The organism is Nostoc sp. FACHB-152 (genome assembly GCF_014697475.1).
Classification (GTDB): Bacteria; Cyanobacteriota; Cyanobacteriia; order Cyanobacteriales; family Nostocaceae; genus Nostoc_B.
In genome coordinates, this window is sequence record NZ_JACJRV010000031.1 from 1 (window position 1) to 20,120 (window position 20,120).

22 protein-coding genes and 1 CRISPR repeat array are annotated in these 20,120 nt (G+C 38.4%); of the genes, 6 read left to right on the plus strand and 16 right to left on the minus strand.

What is annotated here, in order from left to right:
- Positions 1 to 127 precede the first annotated feature (127 nt).
- Positions 128 to 1,111: a CRISPR direct-repeat array (repeat unit 37 nt; unit sequence GTTTCAATCCCTGATAGGGATTATTTGAAATTTCAAC).
- A 325-nt stretch (positions 1,112 to 1,436) separates the two neighbouring features.
- Positions 1,437 to 1,670 (plus strand): hypothetical protein, encoded by a 234-nt coding sequence (locus H6G76_RS19800; protein ID WP_190704346.1) that lies wholly within the window; start codon positions 1,437 to 1,439, stop codon positions 1,668 to 1,670.
- Positions 1,671 to 1,764: 94 nt separating this feature from the next.
- On the opposite strand, the gene H6G76_RS19805 is transcribed toward H6G76_RS19800, so the two are convergent.
- From H6G76_RS19805 to H6G76_RS19820, 4 genes are all read right to left on the minus strand, one after another.
- Positions 1,765 to 2,412, minus strand: a complete 648-nt coding sequence (locus H6G76_RS19805) for a prolyl oligopeptidase family serine peptidase (RefSeq protein ID WP_190704349.1) — start codon at positions 2,410 to 2,412, stop codon at positions 1,765 to 1,767.
- An 18-nt stretch (positions 2,413 to 2,430) separates the two neighbouring features.
- Positions 2,431 to 3,168 (minus strand): hypothetical protein, encoded by a 738-nt coding sequence (locus tag H6G76_RS19810; RefSeq protein ID WP_190704352.1) that lies wholly within the window; start codon positions 3,166 to 3,168, stop codon positions 2,431 to 2,433.
- A gap of 88 nt (positions 3,169 to 3,256) precedes the next feature.
- Complete coding sequence (locus H6G76_RS19815) at positions 3,257 to 3,616, minus strand: hypothetical protein (RefSeq protein WP_190704355.1); 360 nt, start codon at positions 3,614 to 3,616, stop codon at positions 3,257 to 3,259.
- A 228-nt stretch (positions 3,617 to 3,844) separates the two neighbouring features.
- Entirely contained in the window at positions 3,845 to 4,777 is a 933-nt protein-coding gene (locus H6G76_RS19820; protein WP_397333893.1) for a metal ABC transporter substrate-binding protein, read from the minus strand.
- Between the two features lie 194 nt (positions 4,778 to 4,971).
- On the opposite strand from H6G76_RS19820, the gene H6G76_RS19825 reads away from it, so the two are divergent.
- Both H6G76_RS19825 and H6G76_RS19830 read left to right on the plus strand, forming a co-directional pair.
- Positions 4,972 to 5,799 (plus strand): metal ABC transporter ATP-binding protein, encoded by an 828-nt coding sequence (locus tag H6G76_RS19825; protein ID WP_190704361.1) that lies wholly within the window; start codon positions 4,972 to 4,974, stop codon positions 5,797 to 5,799.
- Positions 5,800 to 5,836: 37 nt separating this feature from the next.
- On the plus strand, positions 5,837 to 6,697 hold the full coding sequence (locus tag H6G76_RS19830) for a metal ABC transporter permease (protein WP_190704364.1): 861 nt from the start codon (positions 5,837 to 5,839) through the stop codon (positions 6,695 to 6,697).
- Positions 6,698 to 6,769: 72 nt separating this feature from the next.
- Here H6G76_RS19830 and H6G76_RS19835 read toward each other — a convergent pair whose 3' ends face one another.
- Genes H6G76_RS19835 through H6G76_RS19855 form a run of 5 tightly spaced genes read right to left on the minus strand, consistent with a single transcriptional unit; the run spans position 6,770 to position 9,597 of the window.
- Entirely contained in the window at positions 6,770 to 7,231 is a 462-nt protein-coding gene (locus tag H6G76_RS19835) for a protein tyrosine phosphatase family protein (protein ID WP_190704367.1), read from the minus strand.
- A gap of 6 nt (positions 7,232 to 7,237) precedes the next feature.
- A complete protein-coding gene (locus H6G76_RS19840; protein WP_190704370.1) occupies positions 7,238 to 7,747 on the minus strand; it encodes a hypothetical protein in 510 nt (169 codons plus the stop codon).
- Between the two features lie 3 nt (positions 7,748 to 7,750).
- The gene (locus H6G76_RS19845) at positions 7,751 to 8,215 is read right to left on the minus strand and encodes a cupin domain-containing protein (RefSeq protein ID WP_190704373.1); all 465 of its coding nucleotides are present in this window, start codon (positions 8,213 to 8,215) and stop codon (positions 7,751 to 7,753) included.
- Positions 8,216 to 8,231: 16 nt separating this feature from the next.
- Complete coding sequence (locus H6G76_RS19850; RefSeq protein ID WP_190704376.1) at positions 8,232 to 8,645, minus strand: GNAT family N-acetyltransferase; 414 nt, start codon at positions 8,643 to 8,645, stop codon at positions 8,232 to 8,234.
- 58 nt (positions 8,646 to 8,703) lie between these two features.
- Positions 8,704 to 9,597 carry a LysR family transcriptional regulator gene (locus tag H6G76_RS19855; protein WP_190704379.1) on the minus strand — a complete coding sequence of 298 codons (894 nt, stop codon included), beginning with the start codon at positions 9,595 to 9,597 and terminating at the stop codon, positions 8,704 to 8,706.
- Positions 9,598 to 9,752: 155 nt separating this feature from the next.
- On the opposite strand from H6G76_RS19855, the gene H6G76_RS19860 reads away from it, so the two are divergent.
- Positions 9,753 to 10,079 carry a hypothetical protein gene (locus tag H6G76_RS19860; protein WP_199337450.1) on the plus strand — a complete coding sequence of 109 codons (327 nt, stop codon included), beginning with the start codon at positions 9,753 to 9,755 and terminating at the stop codon, positions 10,077 to 10,079.
- Positions 10,051 to 10,686 carry a glutathione S-transferase family protein gene (locus H6G76_RS19865; protein ID WP_190704382.1) on the plus strand — a complete coding sequence of 212 codons (636 nt, stop codon included), beginning with the start codon at positions 10,051 to 10,053 and terminating at the stop codon, positions 10,684 to 10,686. The genes H6G76_RS19860 and H6G76_RS19865 overlap by 29 nt, the downstream gene beginning before the upstream one ends.
- A gap of 4 nt (positions 10,687 to 10,690) precedes the next feature.
- Here the strand turns inward: H6G76_RS19865 and H6G76_RS19870 are convergent, their stop codons facing one another.
- The 3 genes from H6G76_RS19870 to H6G76_RS19880 all read right to left on the minus strand — a co-directional run bounded on the left by H6G76_RS19870 (position 10,691) and on the right by H6G76_RS19880 (position 13,536).
- On the minus strand, positions 10,691 to 11,197 hold the full coding sequence (locus tag H6G76_RS19870) for a GNAT family N-acetyltransferase (RefSeq protein ID WP_190704385.1): 507 nt from the start codon (positions 11,195 to 11,197) through the stop codon (positions 10,691 to 10,693).
- Between the two features lie 298 nt (positions 11,198 to 11,495).
- Positions 11,496 to 12,779, minus strand: coding sequence for a serine hydrolase (locus tag H6G76_RS19875; protein ID WP_190704388.1), 1,284 nt, complete (start codon positions 12,777 to 12,779; stop codon positions 11,496 to 11,498).
- Positions 12,780 to 12,942: 163 nt separating this feature from the next.
- Positions 12,943 to 13,536: a pyridoxamine 5'-phosphate oxidase family protein gene (locus H6G76_RS19880; protein ID WP_190704390.1), complete on the minus strand. Its 594-nt coding sequence runs from the start codon at positions 13,534 to 13,536 to the stop codon at positions 12,943 to 12,945.
- Between the two features lie 75 nt (positions 13,537 to 13,611).
- Here H6G76_RS19880 and dacB point away from each other — a divergent pair, with 75 nt between their 5' ends.
- A complete protein-coding gene (gene dacB / locus H6G76_RS19885; RefSeq protein WP_190704393.1) occupies positions 13,612 to 15,069 on the plus strand; it encodes a D-alanyl-D-alanine carboxypeptidase/D-alanyl-D-alanine-endopeptidase in 1,458 nt (485 codons plus the stop codon).
- Between the two features lie 55 nt (positions 15,070 to 15,124).
- Here the strand turns inward: dacB and H6G76_RS37765 are convergent, their stop codons facing one another.
- From H6G76_RS37765 to phnD, 4 genes are all read right to left on the minus strand, one after another.
- Complete coding sequence (locus tag H6G76_RS37765) at positions 15,125 to 15,886, minus strand: calcium-binding protein (RefSeq protein ID WP_199337451.1); 762 nt, start codon at positions 15,884 to 15,886, stop codon at positions 15,125 to 15,127.
- Between the two features lie 533 nt (positions 15,887 to 16,419).
- Positions 16,420 to 17,196 carry an FHA domain-containing protein gene (locus tag H6G76_RS19895; RefSeq protein ID WP_190704396.1) on the minus strand — a complete coding sequence of 259 codons (777 nt, stop codon included), beginning with the start codon at positions 17,194 to 17,196 and terminating at the stop codon, positions 16,420 to 16,422.
- Positions 17,197 to 17,233: 37 nt separating this feature from the next.
- Entirely contained in the window at positions 17,234 to 18,970 is a 1,737-nt protein-coding gene (locus H6G76_RS19900) for an ATP-binding protein (RefSeq protein ID WP_190704399.1), read from the minus strand.
- Entirely contained in the window at positions 18,967 to 19,932 is a 966-nt protein-coding gene (gene phnD, locus H6G76_RS19905) for a phosphate/phosphite/phosphonate ABC transporter substrate-binding protein (protein ID WP_190704402.1), read from the minus strand. Before phnD ends, H6G76_RS19900 begins: the two co-directional genes overlap by 4 nt.
- Between the last annotated feature and the right edge of the window lie 188 nt (positions 19,933 to 20,120).

A 20,120-nucleotide genomic window follows, 5' to 3' on the forward strand; every position in this document is an offset into this window, starting at 1 on the left:
CTGCATCAGTGAAGTCGCTGGAATACGCCATTAGCATTGGATTTTAGATGCTGAGGAGTACCTTAATTCAAAACCTCATAAGATGTCAAATGGGTTCTATAAATTACGACTTGGTAAGGTGGCAGTTGTTTCAATCCCTGATAGGGATTATTTGAAATTTCAACTCATCATCCACCCCGCAGTAATGGCGATAAAAATAGGGTTTCAATCCCTGATAGGGATTATTTGAAATTTCAACCGAAGATTTATAAATACGATTCTGCCATTAGCAGCAGTTTCAATCCCTGATAGGGATTATTTGAAATTTCAACAAATTGGTGTTTAGTGCCACCAGTATACGCTTATGTTTCAATCCCTGATAGGGATTATTTGAAATTTCAACCTTGACTTAACTTTTAATTGTTGGGAGTGGCAACTAAGAAAAAGTTTCAATCCCTGATAGGGATTATTTGAAATTTCAACAACAGGTTGGTGTCTTGCCGGGAACGTTCCCAGTTTCAATCCCTGATAGGGATTATTTGAAATTTCAACAACACAATCTACCTGCACCCCAACAACAGTAACGGGTTTCAATCCCTGATAGGGATTATTTGAAATTTCAACAATGATTCCGTGACAGTTGACTCAATACCAAGTGTTTCAATCCCTGATAGGGATTATTTGAAATTTCAACGATATGAAGTTCTGGGAATTACCTTAGTTAGCCACGCGTTTCAATCCCTGATAGGGATTATTTGAAATTTCAACTTTAGCATTTTTGGCTTTTGATAAATTTATTCTGCAAGTTTCAATCCCTGATAGGGATTATTTGAAATTTCAACAGAGGCTTCGGCTATCTTGAGTGTAATGGGAGTCAAGTTTCAATCCCTGATAGGGATTATTTGAAATTTCAACTTTCTTTGTATTATTAAAAACTTATGCCTACACCCGTTTCAATCCCTGATAGGGATTATTTGAAATTTCAACAGTTGTAGCTGATGGAGATAATCAAGTTTTTAATGTTTCAATCCCTGATAGGGATTATTTGAAATTTCAACTTTGGTTTTGATTAATTCAAATATCTCATCAGAAATCGTTTCAATCCCTGATAGGGATTATTTGAAATTTCAACGGCAGAAGGCTGAAAGTTAGTTTTTATGAGGTTTTCAAGGTTCAGTTTCGCGGATAGTCGAATTATACTGTTAATAAATTTAAATTGATTTACGTAAAATGGCTGAAACCCAGTCTGCACAATACGCGCGGGTATTTTTAATTTATTATTCTTGCAAAAGCTTGTACAGAAAGTAACACAGCGATTTTCATTCAAGCCTAATTTTTGACACCTACCCATCCGCGCAAATCGATATCTTTTGATGGACACTGGCAAACCAAAAATTAAGCGATCGCTTAATCTAGATATAAGCCTTTGATTAAACCAAACGGTGATTGCACTCCTTATGAAGTATCACATCTGCGAGTTGGACGCAACTCCCGAATGGCTCACCCTCGAATCAATTGATTACATCGTCGAATGTTTAGAGGCTTGTAAATCGCTGGATATGCTGGCTGATTTACGAGCTATCTTCCCACGGCAGGCGTTACGCTGTGCAAGCATTAAGGTATGTGAAGCGCAACGTCAAAGTATTGTTCAATGGTTGCAGCTATTAAACACAGAAGAGAACGCTGCATGAGAGTCTTGATTTACAGCAGGCAACAGGCAATAGGCAACAGGCAATAGGGATAAAACTTAGATACCAAAAGCCTCTTAACTCTGTCACCTGTCACCTATCCCCTACTATACTGTCGCTGATGCTGCAAAAACCACTCATACAATTGAGGATTGTTGTATGTCTGTGTCCATGAATCGTGATCAGCTTCGGGATAAACTGTAAATTTGATGTTACCGCCACAGGCTTTGAGTGCAGCAACCATCTCTTCCGATTCACTTAAGGGGACAATATCATCTTGTTCGCCATGAAATGCCCAGACGGGGAGATTTTTTAAGTTACGCGCATTGTGTGGTTCGCCTCCACCACAAACAGGTGCGATCGCAGCAAATTTTTGGGGTTCGGCTGCACTCCAACGCCATGTTCCGTAACCACCCATGCTTAAGCCTGTGAGGTAAATGCGATCGCTATCAATAGGATAAGCTGCCAATGCTTCATCTAATAGAATACTTAACTTGTTTACTAACCAAAACTGACCTCTAGGACATTGTGGAGAGATAGTTATAAAGGGAAAGTCTGGTTGTTCTTCAACAACTTTAGCAATACCGTGTCTTTTGACATCATCTAAATTTGAGCCTCGTTCACCAGAACCATGTAAAAAGACTATCGTTGGTAAAAGCTGCCCTTTTGCTGCGTCGTTCTTGGGCAAAAATAATAAGTAGTTATAGCTATGATGACTAATAACTTGTTGTTGTGTTGAGTCCATAATTTTTGCCTTCTAAGTTCAACGTAGACGCACAGCTATTGTATAACTTGGTCGTTGTTTAGTTTCTCTTTGACTCTTGACTAACCTAAAATCATTATCTATATATAAATGCTCTAGGGTAGGAATAGCTAAATAAGCTTTTTCAAATTTTTTGGCAGTATTTCTGTCAATTGTGTCTAAATCAACTTCCTGCCGTAAGTCGATTTTTGCAGCAGGTTGTTGAAATTTAGATTTAACTATATTTGTAAACCAATTATTTGCATCTTCAATTGTCAAAGGTTTTTCTCGATTTTTAAATGCTTGAAATATACCGACGTTTTGAATTTGCCATTGCTCATTTTTAATAGCATACTTCTGCAACACCATTAAGTCGTAGGCTGGTATTTTTGAAGTAAAAATCCGCAAAACATTAGACTGATGTCCAGGTGCATAACGGGCAATATTGGCATAGTAACCATCATCATGGAAGATTTGGTAAGATTGCTCGTCTATTCTCCCTGGTACGATATCTTGAAACGGGATAGTAGACCATACTGATTTCCATACGCCAATGACAATTGCTGCTTGTTCCGCAACATTAGGGGTAGGATTGCGGTGGCTTAATTCAATAAAATAGGGTTCTAGTTGATTTTGATAAAATTTTACTTTTTCTCTTAAAGATTGGTTATTTTTACCTTTAACTATTTCTAAAACTATATTTTTTAGTTCTGAAGTTGTCGAAGTAGTTAAGTCTTTGTTATAAGTTATATTTTGCATGATTTATCACCCTCATACTTTCGAGGGTATTAATAATAATATAGAGACGCGATCGCTCACGTCTCTATTGATTAAACAACGTCAAATCTTACCACCAAATCCGATTACCATTTTCGTCAACTCTAGCTTGACGAATTACATCCGAAATTTCTTCAGCATCTTTCACATGGTGAAGTGCTTTCTTTTCTCCGTTGGGTTCATCGACAACAAAGTAAGTTGGAACTGTAATATGATCACCTGTGATATCTGGAGAATCGACAGCAACCTGTTTTGCTTTTTCTTCTACAGATTCGGGTTTATCAGAAATTCTATCTCCTGGGTTCGCTGTCAGGTTTCTTTCTTTAGCGGTTGGTTCTTCCCGTGAATGCCAATCTTGACTTACAGGCTGTTCAATTTCTGTTTGATTACTGTCGGGTTGATTATTTTGATTTTCTAGTTCTTTAGTCATGGCTATTTCAAAAATTAAGGTTATGTATTCACTAACTCAATTTATAAAATTACAGCCATGAAGAGTTCTTTCCCTAGAGAGAGTTTCTGATGAAATTAGAGATAGCATAACTAAAGTTATATATTAGCTTTTAGAGTTGTCTATCACCTCTTTCTCTCGAAATAATCAATATGATTTTGCTTCTTCAAGCATCCTAAAAATACTTTTAACTCTGTCACCTATCACCTGTTACCTGTTCCCTGCTTTATCTAATTTAAATGGTGTATATTTACCACCCAAAGCTTCTACAATAGTGCGGGTATTAGCTTCCATCATTTTGATGTAAGATTCACCATCGCTTCCTTTAGCCCCAATAGAATCAGAATAGAGTTGATGCGGTGCTAATTGCACACCTGCTTCTTGGGCAACGGTTCTAATTAACGTGGGATTAATTGTAGTTTCGGCAAAAATTGCGGGAACGGCGATTTTTTTAATTGATTCTACCAATCGCTGTACAGTTTGCGCGCTGGGTTGTTCTTCGGTACTAATGCCAATTAATGTACCAGCGATCGCGATTTGATAAGCACGTCCATAATATTGAAAAGCATCATGGGTTGTCACTAATCGGCGTTTATCTGCGGGAATCGTTTGAATTTGTTCATTAATCCAAGTATGCAACTGTTTTAATTGGTTAGTTAGTTGCGTTGCGTTTTGAGTAAATTTTTCTTTATCTTCTGGCGATAACTCGATTAACCCATCCCGAATTGCGTTTACCATTGCGATCGCATTTTCGGCGCTTCCCCAAACGTGCGGATCTGGGACTATTTCACCTTTGCCTTTATCTAATTGCAAAGGTTTAACCGCCTCCCCCACAGCTAATTTACGTCCCTTGCCCGCAGCATTCATCATTTTAATTAATCCTGGTTCTAAGTTGTAGCCGTTATACAAAATCAAGTCGGCTTCTTCTAAAAACCTGCTATCTGCTGGGACTGGTTCGTAAACATGAGGATCAGCACCAGGCTGAAGTATTCCCTTTATTTGAATTTCGTCGCCGCCTACCTCTTGGGTTAAGTCGGCAATAATGGTACTAGTCGCCACAACCAAAGGCTTTTCATTACCTTGGGCAGGTTTAGAGTTGGCATTGTTTTGACTACAACTAAATAAAGCCAATGGCAAAAGCATTCCCAGGCACAGCCGAGAAACCAAGCTACAAATAACTTTTTTCTGCCTAGCGACTGTTGGATTATTGGAGACGCACGCACGCTCTTTCTCAAGTATTAGAATCATTTATCTGTGATATTACTTCTAATTATAGATTTTTTCATATTCTTCTCATTTTTATAGTAAGCTCAAGTAATAAATATGAAAAGTCAGTTATGCAAAACGTTTCTTTTTACGCAAAATTGAGCCAATCTCAGAAAAAGGTAGGGGAACGCCCCACACCCATGATCAAAGCTATTGATATGGATTCCACAGCCGCAATTTCTATTGCCCACTTGGGCGTACACTACCGGACGCAAGAAGCGTTGCGAGATATTAACTGTGTAATTAAACCAGGAAGATTGACAGGGATTTTTGGCCCGAATGGTGCTGGCAAAAGTACCCTGATGAAAGCAATGTTGGGTTTGGTTCCTGTTAGTAGTGGGATGGTGATGTACCAAAGCCAACCTTTGATGCAGCAAAGGTCAAAAGTTGCCTATGTACCACAACGCAGCCAAATTGATTGGACTTATCCCGCTACAGTCTGGGATGTAGTGATGATGGGACGGGTAAAGAAAACAGGCTGGTTGCGTAGCTTTTCTGGAGTTAGCCGCCAAATCGCCAACGCCGCCCTAGAAAGAGTAGGGATGAGTGAATTTCGCGATCGCCCCATCGGACAATTATCAGGCGGACAGCAACAACGAGTCTTTTTAGCCCGTGCATTGACACAACAAGCAGACATCTTCTGTTTTGATGAACCATTGGTGGGTATCGATCAAAAAACCCAATCAGTAGTTTTTGAAGTTTTCCACGAACTCGCCGCCGAAAACAAAATCGTGCTAGTCGTCAACCACGACTTAGGCGAATCCATCACCCATTTCGATGATTTGATTTTACTCAACCGCGAATTAGTCGCCACAGGTTCAAGACAACAAGTACTCACAGAACAAAACCTACATCTAGCTTACGGCGGAAAAGTGATGTACTTCTCCGACGCAGCTTAAACTCTTCTCTGTGTCCTCTGCGGTTCGTAAAATTCTTATGCTAGAAGCACTAATCGAGCCATTACAATATGGCTTCATGCAGCGATCGCTTGTGATTGCTATTTTAGTTGGTTTGTTGTGTGCAGTTGTAGGCAGCTATTTAATGGTGCAACGACTAGCACTGCTTGGTGATGCTATTAGTCATTCTGTTTTACCAGGATTAGCGATCGCCTTTATGATCGGTGCAAACATATTTGTTGGCGCATTTATCGCCGGAGTTTTGAGTACAATGGCGATCGCCTGGATTAGAACGCGATCGCCCATTAAAGAAGATGCAGCTATGGGCATAGTTTTTTCCGCATTTTTTGCCCTTGGAATTACCTTAATTACAGTTGTGCAAAAAGACAACAAAATCGACCTCAATCACTTTCTTTTTGGCAATATTCTGGGCGTTACCGCTAATGAAGTGCGAGATACAGCAATCATCGCCGCTATTGTTTTAGTAGTTGTGGTTTTAATCTATAAAGAGCTTTTATTTTATACCTTTGATCCCTTAGGCGCGCAAGCCGCAGGTTTGCCAGTCAATCGGCTAAACTTTGGATTGATGTTGCTGATTGCTTTAACCATTGTCGCCAGTATGAAAGCAGTCGGCGTAATTTTAGTGCTATCGCTGTTAATTACACCAGGTGCGACAGCTTATTTATTAGTCAAACGCCTACACGAAGTGATGATTGTCGGTGCAGTAATTGGAGTATTTTCCAGTATTAGTGGTATGTATCTCAGTTACTTTTATAATTTACCTTCCGGCCCCGCCGTTGTTTTAGTAGTATCTGCATTATTTATATTGGCTTTACTCTTTAGCCCTAAGCATGGGGTTTTGATTCCAAATGTGAATCAGAAATATAAAGGTAGTGATTGAGGTTATAAATTTTGCGAACTATTATATGTGTCCAGATACCCAACTTCTTTAAGAAGTCGGGTATCTAACTTCTCATGAATAATTGTGGACTGCTTCTTGAATAAAATTATTCCACACTTCATTAGGAATCCAAATTTGCTGTAAATCTTGTTTGGCTATTTCATCATTTAAGCCTTGACGCAAACGACGATAAAGATAGATAAATGCAGAAACTCTCATATTAGCAGCGCAGTGAACAAATATTTGTTTCTCTGCGTTTGCTTGCATTACATTAAAAAACTGATTTAAATCTTCAAGGGTTGGATTTTCCCAAATTACCGGAATGTGGACATACTGCATTCCTTGAGACTCGACAATTTCATTTTCATTAGGTAAAGCGTTGTTTGATGTTGGCAACGCCAGATTGATTATTAGTTGATATCCTGCTTCTTTAATGGTTGCAAATTGTTCGGCGGTTGGTTGTCCTGAAGTGGCAATTTTATCAGATATTTGTAAGAAGTTGTATATTTCTATAAGATTATTTTGTTCAAACATAATTTTTTATTGACTGTATAATCCATAAGATGATTTGACTGTCCATATATCTTTAATTCTTTCTAGATATAGTAAACTTCCGTACTGAGGTGGCCCAGCTGGACAATGAGCAGTTATCTGAATTAATGCCTGGGAAAAATCTTGAGAAAAGCCGGGACGAGTTAATGTATAAAAGATATACCATCTATAATCATACTGTTGTGCAAAGTTTACCCAATCTTCCTGAGAAAGTAGAGTTACTTGAGGATTTTTAATCAAAGAATTTAATAAGGAAGATTGATTGTTAATTGATATCCAATTATCGTAGGTTTCTTTTTGCAGATAAGGAAAACCTACAATCTTCATACCAGAGATAATTTTTGCTGGAATCCGCAGATTTTCCCAGGTTATATCCATATAATAAGATTTATTTATAACTGGATTAGATATTGCCCAGAGAAATTCTCCTTTCATGCTGGCATATTTAAGTACAGCCGAAAACACCTCTGGTTCATGTTGCGATCGCAGATTATTCATGAATTAAGACTTATATAAGGTTCCATCTTTGGTTGTAAAAAACCATTTACCATTAGCATCTGCTTTGGCTATCAAATCATCATCGGGATAGTTACCTTCATCATTAGGAGTTCTATCACCAACTTCTAAATAAATAACTACTTCATCAGAGCGATTTATCAAGTGATGTCCATTCTCTTCCCCAGACGGAAACCCTGCCATCATTCCTGGTTTGAGGATTTCTTCACCTGCGTTAGTTACTAGTGTGGGTTCCCCAGCAATAATGTAGATAAATTCATCTTGTTTTGTATGCCAGTGCCTGACAGAAGAAGCACTTCCTGGGGCAAGGGTAACTAAATTAACTCCAAAATTTTTTAAGCCTGCTGCATTTCCTAAGGCTTTTTTAACTCTGCCTGCAACGATGTGTTGAAATTTATCTGGGTAAATAGAAGTTGTACGACTTGGAACATTATCAGGGTTAATAATCATTTATATTATCCTTTTGCTAATGGTTATATCGATACATCAATTTGAGATTGCCGATATCAGCAGTAAAACCCCAACGTTCATAAAAGGGAATCATTTCAGGCAAGCAGTAAAGAGCAATATGCTCAACTTGATTTAATTGAGGATGGTTTACGATCGCATCCATTAATTTTACACCAAGCCCCTGATTTCTATGGGTTGGCTTAATGATGACATCATAAATAGTTGCTCGATAAACAAAGTCAGTTAAGACCCTAGTAAAACCAATCAATTGTTCATTGCTATCTATCAAACCAATGATGATATCTGAAGCTTTGAGCATTTTCAAGACATCCTGATATGTACGCTGCTTGCTCCAGAATTCGTTTTTGTACAAATTCACTAACTCAGAAATCTGCTGATCGGTGAGGTTGTCAACAAATTGGTAAGTCATAATGTAACTAAGCTACAGAGAAATATTTAATTACTCTATATCTGCTTACTAAATATTATCAATAAGTAGCTTTAACCAAAGTGTAAAAATCAAATTTTTTTAGCATTTCTAGAAATGTAAACACTGCAGGCACATGAAGCGCATTAGACAATATAGCGATCGCCATGACTCTTTCGATGGGTTCTGGTAAACTATAAACTTGCACTTCTTTAGGAATTGGCACGGCTGCTAAACGAGGTAAAATAGCTGCTCTTAATCCTTGATTAACTAGACTGACAATCGTGGAATCTTCTTGTATATCAGCAGAGGTTTGCATAAAAGGTGCAACTGTTTTGATGTGCTGATGTAGAGGTCGTCCACAGGGTAAGCAGGCTAACAAAACCGGAGAATAGAAAGCAATATCATCCCAAGTAATTTTTGCACCCTGGATTTTTGCTGCTGGTGGTAATAAAACTACATACTCATCTCGCAATATTTCCCAAGTTTCAAATTCATCACTAGTGGGAAGATAAGTAACCCCAATGTCAGCGCGTCCATCACGCAAACATTGTTCGACATCTGTATAGGCCATCGATTCAATAATAGTGATGGCGACTTCTGGGAATTGATTATGAAATTTTGCGATCGCTTTTGGCAATAAGTGAGTCGCAACGCTACGAAATGAAGCAATTCGCACATGACCACCATGCAAACCTTTATGCAAGTTTGCTTCTCTTTCCATCATTTCTAAACTTTGTAAAGCTTGACGGGCATGGTAGAGAATGCGTTCGCCAGCAGGTGTCAGCACAGCACCATGACGACCTCTGGCAAATAAAGGCACACCTAGTTCTTCTTCTAAAGTTGCAATAGCATGACTAATAGCTGGCTGAGAAAGCTGCAATTCTAATGCAGCCTCACTAAAATTACCCCGTTCTGCTACTGCAACCACTGCACGAAGTTGGGAGAGTTTCATGGCCAATGATGTAATCAAGACTAGATAAACAGATTTGATTAATAAATTTTTATATCTATAAATTCTATTTATAGAAACTATGCAAGTAATGATTTGATTGATAACTGAGACATTGCTACAGTTTTAATTACTAAGCTACTTTCTGGAATAATAATATGAGAAATGACCTTGGATGTCTAGAATCAAAAGACATAGACACAAATTGTAATTCAAATTTAAACAGTAAATTAATAGTTGGTAATACCTACATTAAAAAAATACTGCTAGATATTTGGAAAAAGTTACGACAAGCTTTATTAGCAGACCCTAATGAATTAAAAGTATGGAAAAAAGTAGACCGCCAAGGTAATAAATATTGGTGCGCTTACGATCCTAAAACTGACAAATCTTTTGCTTCTGGCTCTGAAGCTGAATTACGTATATGGATTGAACAGGTATCAAGGTCTTATAATTATGTGCGAACTGGCTTTAGTAATTGGTAATAAAAATTATTCCTCTTGGTCACTCCGCCCTTGGATAATTATGAAACAGTTTGGGTTAGAATTCCAAGAGATTTACATTTCCTTATATAAACCAGATACGGCTGAAAAAATCAGACAATATTCTCCTTCTGGAAAAGTGCCTGTATTAATCCACAATAATCTGATTGTATGGGATTCTCTAGCTATTTGTGAATATTTAGCGGAAGTATTTCCTGATTACCATTGGTGGCCAGAAGATAAATCTGTTAGGGCAGTAGCTCGTTCTGTAAGCGCGGAGATGCACTCTGGTTTTCAAGACCTCCGCCAAAATATGCCCATGAATTGCTGTGCTAAACTTCCGGGTCAAGGTTTAACATCAGCAGTACAACAAGATATTGACCGCATCACTAGTATTTGGCAAGAATGTCGGACTAAATATTCTCAAGATGGTGATTTTTTATTTGGTCAATTTACAATAGCAGATGCTTTTTTTGCTCCGGTTGTCATGCGATTTATTACCTACGATGTGCAGGTAGATACTATTTCTAGAGAATATATGCAGGCAATTTTGGCACTGTCAGCCATGCAAGAGTGGTTAGCAGCAGCTAAGAGGGAAAATCAAGAATGAATTGCTAGTTAAAAACCAATTTCATCTTGAATGAAATACCACCGATGCGGTTAACAGTTTCGCTACCGGGTACAATTTGCCAGCCAAATCTCTCATATAAATGCAAAGCGGGATTGGTGCTTCTAATACTTAGTGATATTGCTGGGTAAGATGTTTTGGCGGCTGTTAGTAAATGAGCGAGTAATTTAGTGCCGATACCTTGATTTCTATATTCAGGGAGGGTAGCGATCGCTAGTTCTGGTGTGGAATCATCAACATAGCCATAGCCCGGATTTTCCGCAGTTAATAACCTTAGCCATGCGGCTGCTACAGGTTGATGATTGCTGTTGAGGATCGCAACAAACCCCAGGTCATCTTTACTTCCCCAACCCTTGACATACTTTGCCAAATCAGGATGATTCATTGCATCTTGGATAGTTTTACCTTCTGCTTGCATATGCGCTGCTTCGTACAGCATTTGCCAGAGAAAAGGTTTATCTTGTTGGGCGAGTGGCCGAATCGTAAAATCCATACTCAAAAAAGCAATTGAATTTGAATGCAAAAACCCCTAGATATTAATATCAGGGGTTGAATTAAGTAGAGCGGATGGGGCAGAAGGCAGGAGGAAAGAGGCTTTTAGCTTAGTTAATCTTTTGTAACATAGTTAGGTTTTTTCTCACAGACTTACTTATAGCAGTTGAAACTTGTTTTAGGACATAAGCTTACCGTAAAACTCAGACACAAAAAGACTTTCCAGCCTATTGCCTATTGCCTATTGCCTAATATTGTTCCCTGCTCTCACGAAACTTTTATTTACACTAAAACAATAATTAAGGATTGCTAGCTACTCTTGGCTGTTCTAAATAACCATAAACAAGTCGAGAAACTTGATTAATAAAATCTCTAGCTTTTAAATCATTAAAAGGTCTTCTGACAAAAATCCCTGCCAAATAACGTTTACCAGATGGCATTTCAATAATTCCGGCATCACCCAAAACAATTCCTAAAGTTCCGGTTTTGTGAGCAATGACGGCACCTTTACCAAGACCAGCAGGTAATAACTTAGTGTTATGAACACGCTGCATAATACCCATAACTCTGGCATGGCTAGAGTCACTCAATAATTTATTGCTAGCAACTAATGCTGACAGCCGTACTAAGTCTTTAGGACTGGTTTTATTAGTACCTTTGAAGTCGCCTAGCAAATTTTGAATGTAAGTGTTTTGCAAACCCCAACTGCGAAAACGCTGATTTAATTTAGCTTTACCACCCAACCGATCAATAATCATGTTGGTAGCAGTATTGTCGCTGATGGTAATCATCTGAGTCGCGGTTGCCAATAGACTAAACCGACTACCAGCACGCTTATATTGCATTTCGCCTGAACCTCCGGTCATTAAATCACGGCGCATGACCAAAGTTTCATTCAGTTTGACTCTACCTGCATCGATTTCTTGAAATAGCGCAATCAAAATTGGAAACTTAATTGTGCTAGCAGCCGGGAATACCTTCTCCCCGTTAAAGTCTAGATAGTTACCAGTATCTAAATCTAAAAAGAATAATCCTGGGTCGAGAGAACGATAACGAGCCACCAATGCTTGCACTTGCGATCGCAATTGTGGCATTTCTTTACCTAAAGGCACAACTCCCGCAAACAAAGAAACATCACTAACGGGAACAGGAATTTGTTCTTCACCAGAGGCAACAGGAACAACATTATTATCAATACGTTGCACCTGTGGGAATTTCACTATCCAATGAGTCGAAGAATCACCTTGAACCAGTAATTTTGCTGGGTCTACAGTATATCCTGGTGCTAATTCAATTACTAATCTTGTTGTTTTTTCATCAACCTTGCCAACACGAATTTCTCTAACTGTGGCACCAAAGCTTTTACGAACTGTATTGTTATCAAATTCAGTTCCGGGAAGGTCTATAACCAGTCGTGTTGGGTTTTGAATTAAAAATGCTCTTGGTTTAACTCCCGATGCCGTTGTAATGTTGAGTTGATTTTGTGTCGTATCAAAATTCCAAGACTGTAAACGGGCGGCTCTCACTGGAGAAGAAAGCAGAACAATACTAGCAACGCTAAGTAAAAAAAAGCGTAATCTCATGTGTGTGATTAACAGAGCGACAGTTGAATTGAATTTCACTAATTTTCCAGAATGTCCCGGTTGATCCGGAATAAACCCGAATCATAGTTCGGGACAATTCCTTACGTCAAGACACTGAACTAATCGAATAGTTCCTTAATCGAAAAAATAAATTTCGATACTTTTAAGTTTCCCTTGTTTCGCTAGATACTAACTCTTCCGCCTCAAATAATTGACTTACCGGAGTTGGTAAACCATCAATGCTCATAAGGTTTTTCTTTTGTTGATACTCTCTGACTCCTTCTTCCCCTTTTTTACTAGCCCAATCGACTAATATCTGACGCTGACCTTGGTATTCGTACATTGGAACACCAAAGCCGCAGGAAGTTTGCACACGCTCAATATCAGCCACAATAATTTGGCGAGTTCCTGGTAGCTGCGTAAACAAAGAATAAGTAGAATCCCAATCAGGAGAATTCGGTAAGATTACGCATCCTTTACCATACAACCGGAGAATAAGAGGGGTATCAGTAAAAGCACAAAACAAAAAGGTGATTCGCCCATTTTCTTGCAAATGGGCAGATGTTTCGTTGCCGCTACCTGTCAAATCTAAGTAACCGACTCGGTGGGGTGATAGGATACGAAAGCAATCTAGACCTTTCGGAGATAAATTAACGTGACCTGTAGAGCTTAAAGGCGCAGTACCTACAAAAAAAAGGTGTTGAGCCGTAATAAACTCTTGTAGTTCCTCAGTTATAGATTCAAAAAGTTTAGCCATAAATTATTAAAAGTAATTAGTAGGGAGTAGGGGTGTGCAACGCGCATGGTTGATGATCTTAGTCGAAGTTTGAGTATGTTTTCTAAAAAAATCTCTCTGAGCTTGATACTACTGTTTATTGGGACTCACATCGGTATTACCCAACAGGCAGTTAAAGCACAAACTCCAACCCCAGCTACAACAACATCTTTTTGCTCTGCTCAACTAGAAGCATCTATAAATACAGTTATTAATCGTCCTTTATTTAGTCGCGCACGCTGGGGAATTTTAATAAAAAACTTGGCTTCTACCCAAACTCTTTACAGTCATGATGCCCAAAAATACTTTACACCAGCTTCTAATGCTAAGTTATTGACTACGGCTGCGGCGTTGAAACAATTGGGGGCCAATTTTCGCATTCGTACCTCTATTTATCAAGACGGTGATGGCATTTTGCGTGTAGTCGGTAGGGGAGATCCCAGCTTAAAAAATGCTCAATTGACAGTATTAGCAAAACAGCTACGTCAGCAAGGTATTACTCAAATTAATGAGTTAATTGCTGATGATAGTTATTTTCAAGGAGATATGATTCCTCCGAGTTGGCAATGGGAAGATGTACAAGCTAGTTATGGCGCGCCGATTAATAGCCTGATTTTGAATGAAAATGCTGCTGTATTAACTGCTATCCCTCAAAGTATAGGACAACCATTGCAACTTAAATGGGCTGACCCCACAGAAGCATATCAGTGGCGAGTGGTTAATAATTCTGTCACAACTCAAAAAGACGAACCGGGCGCAGTTAGAGTTAGCCGTGATTTAAAAGGGCCTGTGCTTTACATTCAAGGGCAATTGGCTGTAAATTCGCAACCAGATATTACTGCGATCGCTGTTTTTGACCCAATACAAAATTTCTTGCGTCACTTCCGTCAGAGTTTGGCAACAGAAAGTATTACTGTCAAACAAACTAGCATTAGTACTAATAAGAATGAGCGAGAAATAGCGGCTATTGAATCTCCACCTTTATCTCAGTTGTTAATAGATACAAATTTAAATAGTAATAATTTGTTTGCTGAAGCTTTATTACGGAGTTTAGCTAATAACCAACCATTAGCAAAAAATCAAACTACTGTTGATGTGGGTTTAAAAGTTTTACAAGATACGTTAACACAATTAGGCGTTGATTCTGCTAGTTATAAGTTAGTAGATGGTTCAGGATTATCCCGCAAAAATTTAGTTAGCCCTGAAGCTTTGGTGCAAGTTTTACAAGCAATGGCAGCATCACCTGAAGCAAAAGTTTTTCGGGCTTCTTTACCTGTTGCGGGTGTGAGTGGCACTTTAACAGAGCGGTTTCGCAACACACCTGCTGAAGGAATTGTGCAAGCAAAAACAGGTACTTTAATGGGTGCTATTGCTCTATCTGGTTATATAAATCCGTCACAGTATGAGCCGTTAGCTTTTAGTATTATTGTGAATCAATCAGAACAGCCAGCTAGTGCTATCAGGCAAGCTATTGATGATGTTGTTGTTTTGTTAACGCAGTTGCGACGTTGTTAGTGCGATCGCTATTTTTATTGATTTGTCTCCACAAAAAATGTGGAGACCAAAGACTTTAGATAACAACGATATTAGTATTACTCAGTGGAGTTGTCCCAGTAATAGTTGCTATTTGAGTGGTTGCAAAAGAATTTCCATTGCCATCAGCATCAAAGAACAAATAACCATTACTATTGTCATAAATGAACCGTTGAGTACTGTTGGTTGGTGCAGATATACCAGCACCAGATCTAAACAGAGCAGACGATAAAGTACCTACAGCTAAACCACCACCAAAGCCAGCAGATGAAATCTGGATAATATCACTATTAACAGATAAAAAGTCTTGAATGGTATCTATACCTTGATTAGGTGCATTGAAGCGGAAACTATCAGCACCAGCACCACCCGTAAGAGTATCATTACCCGCACTGCCGTTGAGCGTATCATTGCCAGCACCACCATTGAGAATGTCATTACCCCCACCACCATTCAGGATATCGCTGCCAGTCCCACCATTGAGCGTGTCATCATAGTTAGTTCCGGTTACACTCAGGCGCTCAATTTGTTGAAAGTCAACTTGGTCATAATTGCGCGCATCATCTTTGTATGCCCAAAAGTTACCCGAACCATTGTTATAAACCGTACTCCTGACTCCCGGAGTGTAGTTGCCCCCAGCATAAGTATTGCTGGAATAGTTAACTATTAACAGGTCATTACCTGTGCCACCTCTAACATCATCTCTGCCGCGCCCAGCATTAATCGTATCGTCGCCACTATTATCTGCTCCACTTGGAGGTAGGGTGTTATTAGAATCGTTGCCGAAAAAGGTTGCCATAGTATTTTATTTCTTGAACAAATACATTCAGTAAGTTGTAAGGATTGATATCTCGGTTATTGCCATTACCAAAAAAGATTTCTTTTTCTTATGACAGTAGAAGTTGCACAGTCAAAATTTAAGAACATCAGGTAACTCATAAGCCTATTGTGTTTCTAAATGTATTTATGCGCTTTTTATTAGTTTTTAAAACACAAATATGAGGAACTTGTGAGTAAAGCTCAACGCTATTTCAACTTTTATTAACGTGAATTCGATGAACCTTTTCCCAATCCCTCTGACTTGAAAAGTTTTGCGCCGGGAAACCCGGACGCGCAACGCCAGTTGCTTTAAGCCGGGAAACCCGTCCAACGCACTGGCTCAACTTTTCGCTCCGACGCAGAGAGGAGCTTTAATATCTTGGTTTAGGAACGAAAAATTAAGGTTTTTAAACCTCTCCCCGCTTCGGGGAGAGGTTTGGAGAGGGGTTCTTTATCATCCGTCGAACTCACAATCAAGGAAAAGTTTATGTGTTCTTGCTCTTGTATAGAAAATTATCTATTAATTAATTGCTGAAGCGATCGCAAATCATAACCAAATATTTTACCAGTCGTAAAAAGCAGATAACCTGCCACAAATAAAACAAATGTACCTAGTAATAATAACAGGTTAACTGAGGCGAAAATATTACCTGTAAATATCATCACTAGAATTCCTAAAGCAATTAAAATCCAGCCTAAGTTGCGATTAATACGTTGCTGGCACAGCACAAAAACTCCGATCACACATAAGGCAACACCAGGGATTCTAAAAAATAGACCAATTCTAATGTTGGCAGTTAAAATTACTGTGCTGGCAACCATCAAGGCTAAACCCACCAGCTTAGTTGTTTTATCTACCACAGTTGGTTTATTTTGCTCAGGAATTTGCTGTTGAATAGCAGTAACATTTGAACCTGCAAGCAGATTTGGTAATTGATTTTGAAAGATAAAAGTTACTTTATTACCTTGCCCAAGGTCGATGCGATCGCCTACATTTAACTGATAGGTAATTCCTGGTTCTAACTTTGTATCGTTGAGAAATGTACCATTGGAACTGCCTAAGTCTTCAAGGAAGTAATTGCTACCATCCACCTGAATTTGGGCGTGAGAACGAGAAACTATCTCGGCATCTGGTAGGTTGGAAACGTCAATCTCAGGCAAATTTTGGTCATTTGGCTTACCAATGCGAATAGCTACCAAATTTGGTGGTAACTCAAAAGCTGTGCTGGTCTGGACATGGAATAGCTCTAAACTTAGCCTTGTAGTGCTAGATTGAGTAACATTTTGCATGGCTTACCGTTGTAGTGCTGATTCTATGTTAGATAGTTTAAGCGATCGCTGCTTGCATTTGTGCTGTTTTTTGTTGCTGCTGAGACAACGGAATCTCAATCGAAAACTTAGTACCTTGACCTAATTCTGAGCTACAACGCAAAACGCCAGAGTGCTTCTGAATAATTTGATAGCTAATAGATAAACCTAAGCCTGTACCTTGACCAACAGGTTTAGTTGTAAAGAAAGGGTCAAATAATTTTTGTTTAGTCTCTTCGGTCATTCCTGGCCCGTTATCTGCAATTTCTAGTAATACAAGATTATTGTTGCTAACTGTGGTAGTAATAATAATCTGAGCAGGATTATTCGCAATTTCTTGTGGTCTGCGGTCACGATAATAACTATCTAAAGCATCAATGGCATTATTAATAATATTCATGAATACCTGATTTAACTGCCCAGCATAACACTCAACTACAGGTAAATTACCATACTTTTTAATAACCTGAATTGCTGGATGTTCTGGCTTTGCTTTTAGCCGATTCTGCAAAATCAGCAGAGTACTTTCAATCCCTTCGTGAATATCGACTTCTTTCATATCTGCTTCATCCAATCGGGAAAAATTGCGTAAAGACAAAACAATTTCTCGAATTCTTTGCGCTCCCATTTTCATCGAAATCAGAGTTTTTGGTAAATCATCCAACACAAACTCTAACTCCATATCTGAAATTTTTTCTTGAATATTATCTCCAGGTTCAGGAAAATGCTCTTGATATAAACTTATTAACTCCAGCAGTTCTTGAGAATATTCATAAGCATGGGTAATGTTGCCGTAAATAAAGTTAACTGGGTTATTAATTTCATGTGCTACACCAGCTACTAATTGGCCCAAACTAGACATTTTTTCAGTTTGAATCAATTGCGCTTGCGTATTTTTAAGTTCTATGAAAGTCTGCTGAAGTTCTAATTCTGCCTGTTTACGTTCAGCAACTTCAATTTCTAAACGTTGATTCATAGCTGTCAACTCTGTATTTTTTAACAGTGTTTCACGAGATTCATTTAGCTTAAGTGCCATATAGTTAAATGCTTTAGCCAGGTCTTCCATTTCATCGCCTGTGGTAATATTCAAACGATAGTTAAAATTTTCATTGGCAATTTCGGCTGTACCAACTTGTAACTTATATAAAGATTGAATTGTCGGTTGCCAAATTAGTAAAAATTTGCATAGAAAGAGAATGATAATTACACCTACAACTCCAAAGGAAATAATTCTCTGTACTTGGTGTAAATTTTTTAGTTCCTCTTCTACAAGGATGTTTTGCTGATAAGCACGTTCAACTATTTGAGATAAGAACAACTCAATATCTCGGTTAAAAGAATTAATTGCCCGAAAATACTGTTGAGAATCTGCCAAATAGATTGTACTGGAATTTGATTGAGTTAGCTGATTTGTCATTTGCCTCAGAAATTGATGGCGACGACGAATTACAGCAATTTCTGGAGTATTTTGTAGTAAATTTTCTAACCTATCTAAAGATTGGAGAAACTGTGTTGAAGACTTTTCTATGGGAGTAGTGTCAGTTTTTAATAAAAGGACATCTTTAAGTTCTATAATTTGTGACTTCAACGCATTCTCTGCTTCTAGCGCAACTTTAACTGTTTCTGTACTGCGCTGGCTTTTATCGCGGATATTTTGTTTAATTCCCTGAATAAGTAGAGTGTTACCAACAAGGATCGCAATTATACATCCAAGAGTGATAACTGAAGCTGTAAAAAACTTTGTAGATATTTTCATTTTGCCGAAGTGGAAATTAAATTTAGTTCTTGGCGGAGTTGTTGAATTGGTGCGTAGTCGGAAGGAATAACTAAGGTGTATCCGGCTGACTCGGTTCCAACAATATCTTCAATCCCATCTGGGCTACTAATAAAAGCTTTTTTCAATTGAAAAATTAATTCAGGCGATAGTTTTTGAGAAATTACAATAGGGGAATGAGGTATAGGTGCTGATTCCCAAATAACTCTGGAGTTTTGAGGAGTCAGTTTTCCCTGTTTTTGCCGTTTTAAATAAGAGGAAATATTAGTGACTGAGGCATCAACAATACCATTTTCTAATGCTTCCATACTTTTGCTATGGCTACTTGCAAAGATAACCTTAGCCAAATCTTGATTAGGGTTAATTTCTAATTTTTTTAAACTTGCTGCTGCCATCAAATACCCAGAAGTAGATGATTTATCTACAAAAGCAACGCGCTTGCCTTTAAGGTCTTTGATAGTTTTTATTGGGCTGTCTGCTTTGACTATAATGCATGAGCGATACCAAGGTTGCCCTGTCTGTTTATCGATAGGTGCAACCAAAGGTTCAACTTTCGCGCCTTTCTCTACAGCTTCTAGATAGGTAACTGGCCCTAAGTAAGCCATATCGAGTTTACCTTGCACTAACCAATCAACGACCTCTTTGTAGTTATTACCAATTTGAAAGTCAACTTGCCTTCCTAGAGATTTTTCTAAGTATTCATCTAGGGGTTTTATCATTCGTTCTTGTTCTGTACGGCTTTGCGTAGGTAGCACCCCAACTTTTAAGGTAGATAAATGATTTTTGTTGTTGACTGCACTATCTAAAATAGGCTGAGGCTTGCTAAATATGTTTTTGGTACAACCTGCACCTAGTAGCAAAACCACTGCTAAAGTTAGAAATCTACTTTTTTTGAATAAGCAGCTTCTAGGGACTTGTTGCTGCGTACCTACGCCTTTTTCCATAGAGTCAAGTACAAATATATGACTAAAACTGTGAAGGACTGTATTGCATAACCCATGAGAGTTGCAATACAGTCCTTGGTTAGCTTTATTTTTCCCTTAAAAAACATCAAGCTAACAGTCTTGATTAATTTGTCATGCAAGAAATGCGATAACAGCCATAAATTATTCGTGAAAAAAATAAACCCAAC

Bases quoted from the DNA above. Each gene is read 5' to 3' on its own strand.
- H6G76_RS19860 (WP_199337450.1), top strand. From the start codon at position 9,753: ATGAGAAATGACCTTGGATGTCTAGAATCAAAAGACATAGACACAAAT.
- H6G76_RS19820 (WP_397333893.1), bottom strand. From the start codon at position 4,777: ATGCTTTTGCCATTGGCTTTATTTAGTTGTAGTCAAAACAATGCCAAC.
- H6G76_RS19825 (WP_190704361.1), top strand. From the start codon at position 4,972: ATGCAAAACGTTTCTTTTTACGCAAAATTGAGCCAATCTCAGAAAAAG.
- H6G76_RS19865 (WP_190704382.1), top strand. From the start codon at position 10,051: ATGTGCGAACTGGCTTTAGTAATTGGTAATAAAAATTATTCCTCTTGG.
- H6G76_RS19870 (WP_190704385.1), bottom strand. From the start codon at position 11,197: ATGGATTTTACGATTCGGCCACTCGCCCAACAAGATAAACCTTTTCTC.
- H6G76_RS19810 (WP_190704352.1), bottom strand. From the start codon at position 3,168: ATGCAAAATATAACTTATAACAAAGACTTAACTACTTCGACAACTTCA.
- H6G76_RS19840 (WP_190704370.1), bottom strand. From the start codon at position 7,747: ATGAATAATCTGCGATCGCAACATGAACCAGAGGTGTTTTCGGCTGTA.
- H6G76_RS19875 (WP_190704388.1), bottom strand. From the start codon at position 12,779: ATGAGATTACGCTTTTTTTTACTTAGCGTTGCTAGTATTGTTCTGCTT.
- dacB (WP_190704393.1), top strand. From the start codon at position 13,612: ATGTTTTCTAAAAAAATCTCTCTGAGCTTGATACTACTGTTTATTGGG.
- H6G76_RS19815 (WP_190704355.1), bottom strand. From the start codon at position 3,616: ATGACTAAAGAACTAGAAAATCAAAATAATCAACCCGACAGTAATCAA.
- H6G76_RS37765 (WP_199337451.1), bottom strand. From the start codon at position 15,886: ATGGCAACCTTTTTCGGCAACGATTCTAATAACACCCTACCTCCAAGT.
- H6G76_RS19850 (WP_190704376.1), bottom strand. From the start codon at position 8,645: ATGACTTACCAATTTGTTGACAACCTCACCGATCAGCAGATTTCTGAG.
- H6G76_RS19900 (WP_190704399.1), bottom strand. From the start codon at position 18,970: ATGAAAATATCTACAAAGTTTTTTACAGCTTCAGTTATCACTCTTGGA.
- H6G76_RS19845 (WP_190704373.1), bottom strand. From the start codon at position 8,215: ATGATTATTAACCCTGATAATGTTCCAAGTCGTACAACTTCTATTTAC.
- H6G76_RS19895 (WP_190704396.1), bottom strand. From the start codon at position 17,196: ATGCAAAATGTTACTCAATCTAGCACTACAAGGCTAAGTTTAGAGCTA.
- H6G76_RS19830 (WP_190704364.1), top strand. From the start codon at position 5,837: ATGCTAGAAGCACTAATCGAGCCATTACAATATGGCTTCATGCAGCGA.
- H6G76_RS19805 (WP_190704349.1), bottom strand. From the start codon at position 2,412: ATGGACTCAACACAACAACAAGTTATTAGTCATCATAGCTATAACTAC.
- H6G76_RS19880 (WP_190704390.1), bottom strand. From the start codon at position 13,536: ATGGCTAAACTTTTTGAATCTATAACTGAGGAACTACAAGAGTTTATT.
- H6G76_RS19800 (WP_190704346.1), top strand. From the start codon at position 1,437: ATGAAGTATCACATCTGCGAGTTGGACGCAACTCCCGAATGGCTCACC.
- H6G76_RS19835 (WP_190704367.1), bottom strand. From the start codon at position 7,231: ATGTTTGAACAAAATAATCTTATAGAAATATACAACTTCTTACAAATA.
- H6G76_RS19855 (WP_190704379.1), bottom strand. From the start codon at position 9,597: ATGAAACTCTCCCAACTTCGTGCAGTGGTTGCAGTAGCAGAACGGGGT.
- phnD (WP_190704402.1), bottom strand. From the start codon at position 19,932: ATGGAAAAAGGCGTAGGTACGCAGCAACAAGTCCCTAGAAGCTGCTTA.